This window comes from Streptomyces sp. NPDC040410 (genome assembly GCF_055595715.1).
On record NZ_JBVIVK010000005.1, the window covers coordinates 375,374 to 387,766 of the forward strand.

Annotated in this window: 8 protein-coding genes and 1 pseudogene; 3 read left to right on the forward strand and 6 right to left on the reverse strand. The window is 71.7% G+C overall.

Annotated features, from left to right (window positions below; genetic code table 11):
• Nucleotides 1–134 precede the first annotated feature (134 nt).
• The gene (locus tag ACZ562_RS13945) at nt 135–3,461 is read left to right on the forward strand and encodes a S8 family serine peptidase (protein ID WP_471177719.1); all 3,327 of its coding nucleotides are present in this window, start codon (nt 135–137) and stop codon (nt 3,459–3,461) included.
• Between the two features lie 67 nt (nt 3,462–3,528).
• Here ACZ562_RS13945 and ACZ562_RS13950 read toward each other — a convergent pair whose 3' ends face one another.
• Entirely contained in the window at nt 3,529–4,266 is a 738-nt protein-coding gene (locus ACZ562_RS13950) for a hypothetical protein (RefSeq protein ID WP_471177722.1), read from the reverse strand.
• Nucleotide 4,267: 1 nt separating this feature from the next.
• Nucleotides 4,268–4,795 (reverse strand): sigma-70 family RNA polymerase sigma factor, encoded by a 528-nt coding sequence (locus tag ACZ562_RS13955; RefSeq protein ID WP_471177725.1) that lies wholly within the window; start codon nt 4,793–4,795, stop codon nt 4,268–4,270.
• Between the two features lie 319 nt (nt 4,796–5,114).
• On the opposite strand from ACZ562_RS13955, the gene ACZ562_RS13960 reads away from it, so the two are divergent.
• Nucleotides 5,115–6,131 carry an aspartate-semialdehyde dehydrogenase gene (locus ACZ562_RS13960; RefSeq protein WP_471177728.1) on the forward strand — a complete coding sequence of 339 codons (1,017 nt, stop codon included), beginning with the start codon at nt 5,115–5,117 and terminating at the stop codon, nt 6,129–6,131.
• 33 nt (nt 6,132–6,164) lie between these two features.
• Here ACZ562_RS13960 and ACZ562_RS13965 read toward each other — a convergent pair.
• A pseudogene (locus tag ACZ562_RS13965) lies at nt 6,165–6,620 on the reverse strand (DUF1203 domain-containing protein); the annotation flags it as partial.
• A gap of 111 nt (nt 6,621–6,731) precedes the next feature.
• Between ACZ562_RS13965 and pepN the strand changes: the two are divergent.
• Nucleotides 6,732–9,311 carry an aminopeptidase N gene (gene pepN / locus ACZ562_RS13970; protein WP_471177731.1) on the forward strand — a complete coding sequence of 860 codons (2,580 nt, stop codon included), beginning with the start codon at nt 6,732–6,734 and terminating at the stop codon, nt 9,309–9,311.
• Nucleotides 9,312–9,658: 347 nt separating this feature from the next.
• On the opposite strand, the gene ACZ562_RS13975 is transcribed toward pepN, so the two are convergent.
• From ACZ562_RS13975 to ACZ562_RS13985, 3 genes are all read right to left on the reverse strand, one after another.
• On the reverse strand, nt 9,659–9,940 hold the full coding sequence (locus ACZ562_RS13975; protein WP_471177733.1) for a hypothetical protein: 282 nt from the start codon (nt 9,938–9,940) through the stop codon (nt 9,659–9,661).
• Nucleotides 9,941–10,021: 81 nt separating this feature from the next.
• Nucleotides 10,022–12,127: a 4-alpha-glucanotransferase gene (gene malQ, locus ACZ562_RS13980; protein ID WP_471177735.1), complete on the reverse strand. Its 2,106-nt coding sequence runs from the start codon at nt 12,125–12,127 to the stop codon at nt 10,022–10,024.
• Nucleotides 12,128–12,364: a hypothetical protein gene (locus ACZ562_RS13985; protein WP_471177738.1), complete on the reverse strand. Its 237-nt coding sequence runs from the start codon at nt 12,362–12,364 to the stop codon at nt 12,128–12,130.
• Nucleotides 12,365–12,393: the final 29 nt, after the last annotated feature.

The window sequence follows — 12,393 nt, forward strand, 5'->3', positions numbered from 1 at the left end:
GTCAACTCTCCCCAAACACCAGTCCCTTGGGTCAGGCTGTGCGATCGTCCGGGGTCGTATACCGGACGACCCGCGACCAGGGTCGATCGACCCAGATCGCTCGACGCACGTTCCTTTACCTACAAGGGATGCCGATGACCCTCACCCCCCAGCCTGACCCGAAATCGGGTGCCAGACGTGTGGCCCGGATAGCCGTCGCCGCCGGACTGGTGGCCGCGCTCTCCGCGGCGGGGCCGATACCCATGGCCTTCTCCGCCGGCAACGACTCCGGTGCCACGGCCGGCCCGGGCACCAAGTCCGCGACGGCGAAGCTCGGTTCGGACGACGCCGACCTGCTCGCCGAGGCCAAGGCCGCCGGCGACAAGAACGTCACGATGATGGTCGCGACGGCGCCCGGGCAGACCGAGCGGGTCGCCGAGAAGCTGGACGCGGTCAAGGGCGGCTCCGTGGGCCGCACCTACGACAAGCTCGGGTACGTGCGCGCCACCGTCCCGACCGCGAAGGCCGACTCCGCCATCGCCGCCGCCGCGAAGCTCTCCTCCGTGCACGGCATCGACCTGCGGCAGGACATTCCGCTGGACGACCCGACGCCGAGCGCCGACCGCGCCAAGGGCGCCGCCTCCGGCACCACCGCGAAGACCTACCCCGCGCCCGGCAGGAAGACCCCGGCCGAGAACCCGTACAACCCGTCCTTCGAGACGGGCGCCGTCGACTTCGTCGAGGACCATCCGAAGGCGGACGGCCGCGGCATCACCATCGGCATCCTCGACTCGGGTGTGGACCTGGGCCACCCGGCGCTGCAGAAGACCACCACCGGCGAGCGGAAGATCGTCGACTGGGTGACGGCGACCGACCCGATCCTGGACAGCGACGCGACCTGGCGTCCGATGGTCTCGCCCGTGTCCGGGCCGGCGTTCACCTACGGCGGCAAGTCCTGGACGGCGCCCGCCGGGTCGTACCAGATCAGCCTGTTCCGCGAGTCCGCGACCACGGGCGGCGACGCCAAGGGTGACGCGAACCGCGACGGCGACACGACCGACACCTGGGGCGTGCTGTACGACGCGACCGCCGGGACCGTCCGCGTCGACCTGAACAACAACTACGACTTCAGCGACGACGCGCCGATGAAGCCCTACAAGGACGGCTTCCAGATCGGCTTCTTCGGCACCGACGACCCGTCGACCGACGTCGTCGAGCGTCAGCCGTTCGTGGTGGAGATCCGCAAGGACGTCCCGATGGACCCGTTCGGCGGCGACTGGGTCGGCAAGAAGGCCGACTTCGTCAACATCGGCGTCATCGAGTCCGAGCACGGCACGCACGTCGCCGGCATCACCGCCGCCAACGGCCTGTTCGGCGGCAGGATGAACGGCGCGGCTCCGGGCGCGAAGATCGTCTCGGCCCGGGCCTGCACCTGGACAGGCGGCTGCACCAACGTCGCGCTCACCGAGGGCATGATCGACCTCGTGGTCAACCGCGGTGTCGACATCGTCAACATGTCGATCGGCGGCCTGCCCGCGCTGAACGACGGCAACAACGCGCGCGCCGAGCTGTACACGCGCCTGATCGACACCTACGGCGTCCAGCTCGTGATCTCCGCGGGCAACTCCGGTCCCGGCGCCAACACCATCGGCGACCCGGGCCTGGCCGACAAGGTGATCTCGGTCGGCGCGACCATCTCCAAGCAGACCTGGGCCTCCAACTACGGCTCGGCGGTGGAGAAGAAGTACGCGATGCTGCCCTTCTCCTCGCGCGGTCCGCGTGAGGACGGCGGCTTCACGCCCACGCTGTCCGCGCCGGGCGCCTCCATCAACACCACCCAGACCTGGCTGCCGGGCTCCCCGGTCGCCGAGGCGGGCTACTCGCTGCCGGCCGGCTACTCGATGCTGCAGGGCACCTCGATGGCCTCCCCGCAGGCCGCGGGGGCCTCCGCGCTGCTGCTGAGCGCCGCCGAGCGGAAGGGCATCGACCTCACCCCGGCCGCCCTGCGCACGGCCCTGACCTCGACCGCCGACCACATCAAGGGTGTGCAGGCGTACGAGGAGGGTGCCGGCCTCATCGACATCGTGGACGCCTGGGACGCCATCAAGGACGGCGCCACCGCGCACGACGCCGTGCCTTCCGACTACGTGGTCAAGGCGCCGGTCGACACCGCGATCGACTACGCCCTGAAGACACCGGGCTTCGGCACCGGCCTCTACGACCGCGAGGGCGGCCTCAAGGCCGGCGTGAAGAAGTCGTACGAGATCACGATCACGCGTACGTCCGGCGCCGACAAGGCGATCCGGCACGAGCTGCGGTTCGAGAACAACGCCGCCGGCACCTTCCGGATCGCCGGTTCGGACGAGATCCGCCTCGGGCTGAACAAGCCGGTCACCGTCAAGGTCGCCGCGAAGTCGCCGACGGCCGGTCTCAAGAGCGCGATCCTCGAGGTCGACGACCCGAGGACCGGGGGCGTCGACAAGCAGATCCTGACGACGGTCGTGGTCTCCACGCCGCTGAAGTACGGCTTCTCCGCGTCGAACACCGTGCAGCGCAACAGCTCGCAGTCGTACTTCGTGACCGTGCCCGAGGGCGCCAAGTCCCTGGAGGTCGCGATCGGCGGGCTGAAGGGCAAGAGCCAGACCCGGTTCATCGCCGTCCACCCGTACGGCGTTCCGGTCGACAACACCGGCACCCCGTACTGCTACAACAACTACCTCGACGGCAACGGCTGCAAGGCCGATGTGCGCTCGTACGCCGACCCCCAGGCCGGTGTCTGGGAGATCGAGGTCGAGTCGCGCCGTACGTCGCCGCTGCTCGACAACCCGTACAAGCTGGACGTCACCGTCCTCGGCGCGGCCTTCGACCCGGAGACCGTGACCGTGCCCGAGGCCAAGGTCGGCCAGCCGGCCGCCGCCTCCTGGAAGGTGACGAACGGCTTCGCCGCGATCGACGGCAAGCTGGTCGGCGGCCCGCTCGGCTCGTCCAAGACGGCCCGGCCGACCGTGAAGGAGGGCGAGACCCAGACCACCACGGTGGAGGTCCCGGCCGGCGCCAAGTCCCTTGACGTCGCCATCGGCAACGTCTCGGACGCGTCCGCCGACCTCGACCTGACGGTCTACGACGAGAACGGCACGCAGGTCGGCCAGTCCGCCGACGGCGACTCGGAGGAGGCCGTCTCCGTGGCCGGCCCGGCCGCCGGTACGTACACCATCGAGGTCGTGGGCTACGCCGTCCCGGCCGGCTCCACCGAGTACGACTACCAGGACGTGTTCTTCTCCTCTGCCCTGGGCACCGTCACCGTGGACGAGTCGACGCCGGTGAAGCTCGGCACGGGCGAGTCGGCGAACGTCTCCGCGAGCGTCACCGCCGCGGCGGCCGCGCCGGAGGGCCGTGAGTTCTTCGGCCAGGTCCAGCTCGTGAACGCGCGCGGCTCGGTCGCGGGCATCGGCAGCGTGAAGATCGAGAAGGTCACGCCGTAGTCGGACCATCCGATACGGCAACCGGGGGCGGGCGCCCGTCGTGTGGACGACGGGCGCCCGCCCTCTGTCATCCTCCGGTGTTCCCGTCGCACGTCGGCCCGGGCGACTGGGCCGACGTCCCGGTGATCCACCCCCGCTCGGCGGCGATCTCCGCGTCCCCGACGGCCCACAGGTCCGGGGTGGTCGCGTGACGCTGGATGCCGATGAGGATGTGGTCGCCCTCGCGGACGGGAGGGGCCGTGTCCTCGTCCCGCACGAAGGTGATCTCCTCCTTGCCCTTGTCCGGCTTGTAGTAGCGGATCACGCGCAGGGTGACCCGCTCCCGGCCGCTGTCGCCGGACAGCGGCTCGATCGCCGTGATCGTGCCCTCGACGACGAGCCGGGCGCACGCGAGGTAGCCAGGGGCGCTCTGGGCGGAGGCCTGGGCCTCGCCCGCGGCGCTCTTCTCGCTCGTGCCGCTGTCGTTGCTGCTCACGCCGATGCCGTTGCCGGCCTGGACGACCAGCCATCCGAGTCCGGAGACCAGGGCGGCCGCGACGGCCACCCCGACGGTGCTGAGGGCGAGCGCGAAGGGCCGCCGCCGCGTCCGTGGCACCCGTACCGGAGCCGGTTCCGCGACCGGCGGGGGTTCCTGCAGCGCACCCGCGATGATCCCCAACTGCTCCCGCAGCAGCGCCACATCGGCCACGGCGGTGCGGTGCTCGGCCAGGAAGGCGGCGTCCTCGCGGGCCTCGGGCGGCAGCTCCTCGCCGGTGATCGCGGCCATCAGCGCGTCGCCGTCGTACGGCTCGTGTCCGGCGGTCATGTCACACCACCTCGTCCTCGTGCAGGCGGGCGCGCAGAGCCCGTACCGCCGTGTGCAGCCTGCTCTTGACCGTGCCCTCCGGGACGCCGAGCTCCTCGGCGATCGACCGGACCGGGAGGTCGGCGTAGAAGCGCAGGACGAGGACCTGGCGCTGGGAGTCGGGCAGTTCGTCGAGGCCCTGGGCGACGGCGAGGGAGAGCACGCTGGTGTCCTCGCCCGAGGGGTGCTCCAGCTGGCGCAGGGAGGCGAGGCGCTCGCCGATCCGCTCCTGGCGGCGTTTGGCGCGGTGCCAGTCCACGGCCAGGTTGGAGGCGACGACGGCAGCCCACGCGGAGACGTCGCGCGGCGCCTCGTATCCCTTCGCCGTCCGCTCCAGCAGCCGCAGGCGGACCTGCTGCACCCCGTCCGGCAGGTCCGCCTGCGGCACTCCGCCCAGCGCGAGCACCGCCCGCACCCGGCGTTCCTGAGCCGCGTCCAGAGGATCACCGTGATCGTCCTCCTGGGCACGGCGGGCCTTTCTGCGCAGCACAAGCCACCCCCTCACCGCGTTTCTTCTACGACGCCGCAGCGCCCGGAAACGTTCGCCCGGGTTTCCCGGAGTTCTGCCGAGGCGTACGTCACACGGTCACGAGACGCAGCACAGCTTGCGGCAGGACGCCTACCCAGGGGCAATTTCTGCAGCTCATCGGGGGTACGGCCGGGAGTTCCGCAACCGGTGAACCGGTCGGGGCGTCCCAGGTCCCGGGCATGTCACCCAAAGAATTGGACAGGTGGACCGGGGTCGGCCGCATGATGGAAAGGCCTCGGCCAGGCAACACGCACGCAACAGACAGACAGAGGGAGTCACCGTGAGGGTCGGAATCGTCGGAGCCACCGGTCAGGTCGGCACGGTCATGCGCAGGATTCTCACGGAGCGCGACTTCCCGGTCACCGAGCTGCGGCTGTTCGCCTCGGCCCGCTCGGCGGGGTCGGTGCTCGACGGGGTGACGGTCGAGGACGCGGCGACGGCCGACTACTCCGGCCTCGACATCGTCCTGTTCTCCGCGGGTGGCGCCACCTCGAAGGCGCTGGCCGAGAAGGTCGCCTCGCAGGGCGCCGTAGTGATCGACAACTCCTCCGCCTGGCGCAAGGACCCGGACGTGCCCCTGGTGGTGTCCGAGGTGAACCCGCACGCCATCGCCGATCGCCCCAAGGGCATCATCGCCAACCCGAACTGCACCACGATGGCCGCGATGCCGGTCCTGAGGCCGCTGCACGAGGAGGCGGGCCTCCAGGCGCTGGTCGTCGCCACCTACCAGGCGGTGTCCGGCTCGGGCCTCGCGGGCGTCGCGGAGCTGCACGGCCAGGCGCAGAAGGTCATCGCGGACGCCGACAAGCTGACCCACGACGGCGAGGCGGTCGACTACCCGGAGCCGCAGGTCTACAAGCGCCCCATCGCCTTCAACGTGCTGCCGCTCGCGGGCTCGATCGTCGACGACGGTCTGAACGAGACCGACGAGGAGCAGAAGCTCCGCAACGAGTCCCGCAAGATCCTGGAGATCCCCGCCCTCAAGGTCTCCGGCACCTGTGTGCGCGTCCCGGTCTTCTCCGGCCACTCGCTCCAGGTCAACGCCCGCTTCGCGCGCCCGCTGTCGGTGGAGCGCGCCACGGAGCTGCTGGCCGATGCCCCGGGCGTGGTGCTCTCCGAGATCCCGACGCCCCTCCAGGCGGCCGGCAAGGACGCGTCGTACGTCGGCCGCATCCGCGCCGACGAGACGGTGGAGCACGGCCTCGCCCTGTTCATCTCCAACGACAACCTCCGCAAGGGCGCGGCCCTGAACGCGGTGCAGATCGCGGAGCTGGTGGCGGCGGAACTCAAGGGCTGAGGCCTGCGTACGAGCGCGCGGGCCAGGCCCGCACACCTCGTACAGGAAGCACCCGTACTCGACGGCCCGGACGTGGACAAGCGCCACGGCCGGGTCGTCGAACGCTTCGTCGAGGGCGGCCTCGAATCCGGATTCCTGCACCGGTCGGCCGCCGAGGATGTGCCCGTCGGCCGAGTAGCGGCGGACCGTTCGGTGGGCCCGCTGAAAGGCCGGCCGGCCTCCCGCGGGCCCCGCATGCGCGCGCGTGGACGAACACAGGTCCCTGCTCGTCGTAAGCCCCCGGCTCGGCGCCCGTCCGTGCCGCCCAGCGGCGCGGCGGGGCAGTAGGTGACCAGCGATCAGCTCCCCGGCGCACCGCGGAGCAGGCAGCAGCGCAGCGGCGAACCGCCCTCCTCGTCGGTCACGGGAACCAACTCGCGTCCCGCTCGTCGCAGAGCGCAGCTCCTTCAGGACCGGCGAGGTGACGGGTCGTGCGATGTACGTCGTCATGCCCTCGGATTCCCGCGCGTCCGCCCGCTCACCGGCGGGTTTTGGACATCGCGTTCCGTGCGGGTCCCGTGGAAGGATGGCGCAACCGACACATAACGAGGAGATGACCGCGTGCCTGGCACAAACCTGACTCGCGAAGAGGCGCAGCAGCGGGCGAAGCTGCTCACCGTTGACTCGTACGAGATCGATCTCGACCTCTCCGGCGCGCAGGAGGGCGGCACCTACAGGTCTGTTACCACGGTGCGCTTCGACGTCGCCGAGAACGGCGCGGAGTCCTTCATCGACCTGGTCGCCCCGACCGTCCACGAGGTGACGCTCAACGGCGACCCGCTCGATGCCGCCGAGGTCTTCCAGGACTCGCGGATCGCGCTGCCCGGCCTGCTGGAGGGCCGCAACGTCCTGCGGGTCACCGCCGACTGCGCGTACACCAACACCGGGGAGGGCCTGCACCGCTTCGTCGACCCGGTCGACCAGCAGGCCTACCTCTACACCCAGTTCGAGGTGCCGGACGCGCGCCGCGTCTTCGCCTCCTTCGAGCAGCCTGACCTCAAGGCGACCTTCCAGTTCACCGTGAAGGCGCCGACCGGCTGGACCGTCGTCTCCAACTCGCCGTCACCCGAGCCCAAGGACGACACCTGGGTCTTCGAGCCGACGCCGAGGATCTCCAGCTACATCACCGCGCTCATCGTCGGGCCGTACCACTCTGTCCACAGCGTGTACGAGAAGGACGGGCAGTCCGTCCCGCTCGGCATCTACTGCCGGCCGTCGCTCGCCGAGTTCCTCGACTCCGACGCGATCTTCGAGGTCACGAGGCAGGGCTTCGACTGGTTCCAGGAGAAGTTCGACTACGCGTACCCGTTCAAGAAGTACGACCAGCTGTTCGTGCCGGAGTTCAACGCGGGCGCGATGGAGAACGCGGGCGCGGTGACCATCCGCGACCAGTACGTCTTCCGGTCCAAGGTGACCGACGCCGCGTACGAGGTGCGCGCGGAGACGATCCTGCACGAGCTGGCCCACATGTGGTTCGGCGACCTCGTCACCATGGAGTGGTGGAACGACCTGTGGCTGAACGAGTCGTTCGCCACGTACACCTCCATCGCCTGCCAGGCGTACCACCCCGAGTCGCGCTGGCCGCACTCCTGGACCACGTTCGCCAACTCCATGAAGACGTGGGCCTACCGGCAGGACCAGCTGCCCTCCACCCACCCGATCATGGCGGAGATCCGCGATCTGGACGACGTGCTCGTCAACTTCGACGGCATCACGTACGCCAAGGGCGCGAGCGTCCTGAAGCAACTCGTCGCCTACGTCGGTATGGACGAGTTCTTCACGGGCGTGCAGGCCTACTTCAAGCGGCACGCCTTCGGCAACACCCGTCTGTCCGACCTGCTGGGCGCGCTGGAGGAGACCTCCGGCCGCGACCTGAAGAACTGGTCGGAGAAGTGGCTCCGGACCGCCGGCATCAACATCCTGCGCCCGGAGATCGAGACGGACGCGGACGGTGTCATCACCTCCTTCGCCATCCGGCAGGAGGCCCCGGCGCTCCCCGCCGGCGCGAAGGGCGAGCCCACCCTGCGGCCCCACCGCATCGCCGTGGGCCTGTACGACCTCGACGGCGAGAGCGGCAAGCTGGTGCGGGACGAGCGCGTCGAGCTGGACGTGGACGGCGAGCTGACCGCCGTACCGCAGCTGGTCGGCAGGCGCCGTCCGGACGTGGTGCTGCTCAACGACGACGACCTGTCGTACGCGAAGGTCCGGCTCGACGAGCAGTCGCTCGCCTTGGTCACCGAGCACCTCGGCGACTTCGAGGCGTCGCTGCCGCGTGCCCTGTGCTGGGCCTCGGCATGGGACATGACCCGGGACGCGGAGCTCGCCGCCCGCGACTACCTGTCCCTGGTCCTGTCGGGCATCGGCAAGGAGTCCGACATCGGTGTTGTGCAGTCGCTGCACCGCCAGGTGAAGCTGGCGGTCGACCTGTACGCCGACCCGGCCGCCCGCGAGGCGCTGCTCGCCCGCTGGACGGACGCCACACTGGCGCACCTGCGCGCCGCGGAGCCGAGCGGCGACCACCAGCTGGCGTGGGCGCGGGCGTTCGCCGCGACCGCCCGCACGCCGGAGCAGCTGGACCTGCTGGAGGCCCTGATCGACGGTTCGCAGACGATCGAGGGTCTGGTCGTCGACACCGAGCTGCGGTGGGCGTTCGTGCAGCGGCTCGTGACCGTCGGGCGCTTCGACGAGGCGGAGATCGCGGCCGAGTACGAGCGCGACAAGACGGCCGCCGGCGAGCGCCACGCGGCCACCGCCCGATCCGCGCGCCCGACGCCGGAGGCGAAGGCCGAGGCCTGGGCCTCGGTCGTCGAGTCCGACAAGCTGCCGAACGCCGTCCAGGAGGCGGTCATCGCGGGCTTCGTCCAGACCGACCAGCGCGAGCTGCTGGCGCCGTACACGGACAAGTTCTTCGAGGTGGTCAAGGACATCTGGGGGTCCCGCTCGCACGAGATGGCCCAGCAGATCGCCGTCGGGCTGTACCCGGCGATCCAGGTCTCGCAGGAGACCCTGGACAAGACGGACGCGTGGCTGGCCTCCGCGGAGCCCAACGCGGCGCTGCGGCGCCTGGTCTCCGAGTCCCGTTCGGGTGTGGAGCGGGCACTGAAGGCCCAGGCAGCGGACGCGCAGGCGGCGGGCGCGTAGCCGGTGCCGGCGAGGGGCGGGTGACCGGGCCGGTCACCCGCCCCTGGCGCACACGAGGCGAGCGGATGCTCGCGGAAGAAACGGCCCGCGCCGGCGTCGCCCTCCACTGGGGCCCGGTCCGTCCTCGGCGAAGAACAGGCCGGCAGCCGTCACCCGTCCGGTCGCCCGCGCGGTGTGCCCCGACCCACGGCGCCGGGCCCCTGAGCCGGGCGGCACAGGGGCGCGGAAACGCGCCGAGGGCGCCGGCCTCGCTCACGTACAGCGGATGCGCGTACGTGCGGCGGGGTCGGCGCCCTCCGGGGAGCGTGCGGTGAGCCCGGTCAGGGGCCAGGGACAGGAGGGCCGGGTCAGGCCTTCGAGCCGGCCTTGGGCTTGGTCCTGATGTTGCGGCTGGTCACCCGGTGCGACTCGTGCGACTTGTCGAGGACCATCACGAGCCCCGCGATGATCACGAACAGGGCGAGCGGGGCGATGACATAGAGGCCCAGCGTCTCGATGACGCTCAGGCCGGGGCCGGGGTCGTCGCCGTCGTCGGGGGTCAGCGCGAGCGCGGGGGACGACATGAGCAGCATCATCAGCGTCGTACCGGCGGCCAGGGCGCCGGCGCGCAGGGCGTTCTTCTTGTCCACGGTGCCAAAGTAGCGAACGGCTGAACGGGGCGCGCGTCCGGGGTGCCGTACGAGGTGCGGGGCGCCCGCGCGGACCCGGCGTCACGCGGGTGTCTCCCCCGCTCCTGCTCGCAGTACGTCCATGAGCGCATGCAGCCTCGGCGACCCGGCCAGCTCCTCCAGCGTCACGGGCCGCCCCTGCGTGTCGGCGATCGGCAGCCGCCAGTTCGGGTACTGGTCCCAGGTCCCGGGAAGGTTCTGCGGGCGCCGGTCGCCCACCGTGTCCGGCAGCCAGACGCCGATCATGCGGGCGGGGGTGCGCAGCAGGAAGCGGTGGACCGCATGGACCTCGGCCTCCTCCGAGGACGTGCCGATGCCGCCCCCGGTTCCGTGCAGCAGGCCCAGCCGGGCGAGCAGCTCCAGCCACTCCCCCGTGTCGGCGGCGGCCTCCGCCCTTTCCTCGTCCAGGGGGCGCGTCAACAGGCCCAGGCGGTCGCGGAGTTCGACGTGTTCGCCGGCGAGGCGGGCGGCGGTGGACGGCAGGTCGTGGGTGGTGGCCGTGGCCAGGCAGTCGGCGCGCCAGCGGTCGGGGGGCAGGGGGCGGCCGTCGCCGGCCCAGTCGCGCTCGAACCACAGCACCGACGTGCCGAGCACACCGCGCTCGCGCAGCGTCTCGCGCACCCCGCGCTCGACCGTGCCGAGGTCCTCGCCGATCACCACGGCCCCGGCCCGCGAGGCCTCCAGCACGAGGACGGCGAGCATGGCCTCGGCGTCGTAGCGGACGTATGTCCCTTCCGTGGGTGGCCGGCCCTGGGGGACCCACCAGAGCCGGAACAGGCCCATGACGTGGTCGATGCGCAGGGCGCCCGCGTAGCGGAACAGTGCCCTGAGCAGCCGCCGGAACGGCGCGCAACCCGACTCGGCCAGCCGGTCCGGGCGCCACGGCGGCAGTCCCCAGTCCTGACCCCGGGCGTTGAAGGCGTCCGGTGGCGCGCCGACCGACATCCCGGCGGCGAAGTACTCCTGCTGCGCCCAGGCGTCGGCGCCCCCGGGATGCACTCCTACCGCGAGGTCGTGCACGATGCCGACCGGCATCCCTGCTTCGCGTGCGGCGCGCTGGGTGGCGGTGAGCTGGGCGTCGGTGAGCCAGGCGAGGCGCGACCAGAAGTCGACGCGGTCCATCAGCTCCGTGCGGGCGCGGGCGGTGTCGGCCGAGTGGGGGTCACGCAGGCCGGAGGGCCACCGGTGCCAGTCGGAGCCGTGCACCTCCGCGAGCGCGCTCCAGGTGGCGTGGTCCTCCAGGGCCTCGCCCTCCTGGGCGAGGAAGTCGGCGTAGGCGGCGCGGCGGCCGGGCCCGAGCGGCACCTCGCGGACGAGTTCCAGCGCCTCCCGCTTGAGTTCCCACACGGCGTCGCGGTCGATCAACGCGCCCTTTTCCCGTACCGATTCGCGCAGCTGGCCGGCCGCCTCCAGCAGGGCCCGCACCCGGTGGCGGTCCGGGCCGCAGGAGACGTACGCGAACTCGGGGACGTCCTCGACGCGCAGGTGCACCGGGTCGGGGAAGCGGCGTGAGGAGGGGCGGTAGGGGGAGGGGTCGGTGGGTGCGCCGGGTACGGCCGCGTGCAGCGGGTTGACCTGCACGAATCCGGCGCCGAGCGCCCGGCCCGCCCAGGCGGCCAGTTCGCCGAGGTCACCGAGGTCGCCCATGCCCCAGGAGCGCTGGGAGAGCAGGGAGTACAGCTGGACGAGAACGCCGTACGAGCGTCCGGCGGGCGTGGGCAGCCGGGCGGGGGCGACGACGAGGTGGGATTCGGCGGTGCGGCCGTCGGGGGCGGTGGCGGTCAACCGGTGGACGCCGGGCGGGAGTTGTTCGGCGGCGGCGCGGGTCTCGCCCTGTTCGGTCTCGATGCGCAGGCGGCTGCCCGCGGGCAGTGCGGCCAGGGCCGTGGGGGCTGAGCCGCTCCAGCACACCACGGTCGGCGGCAGCAGGCGTTCGCGCAGTTCCCGTTCACGGGTGGTGAGGGCGGCCCGGGTGGCTTCGGGGGTGCTCGCGTCGACGCCGAGGGCGGCCAGGGCGAGGGTGACGGCGTCGGCCGAGGCCGCGACCGTACGGTCCGGGGAGGGGCTGTAGGACGTGGCGACGCCGTGCAGTCCGGCGAGCCGGGACAGGTCCTTTGAGGGGGGTTCGGCCGGCCGGGGTGCGGTCATCTAGAGCTCCGTGGCGACGGGGTCCGGGTAGGTGTCGGACTCGCTGGTCAGCGGTGCGGCGTCGGCCAGTGGCGGCTCGCTGGTGAGGGGCTCGGCGTCGGGCAGCGGCGGTTCGCTGGTCAGCGGGGCCTCGGTGCAGGCGCCCTCAGCGCTGAAGACGCAACTGTGCGCCTCGGGTTCGTCGGCCGCCCCGGGTTTGGACCGGGCCGGGAGCAGAAGGTGTGCCGATACGGCCACGGGGGCCTCCTTGTCGGGTACGTCGATTA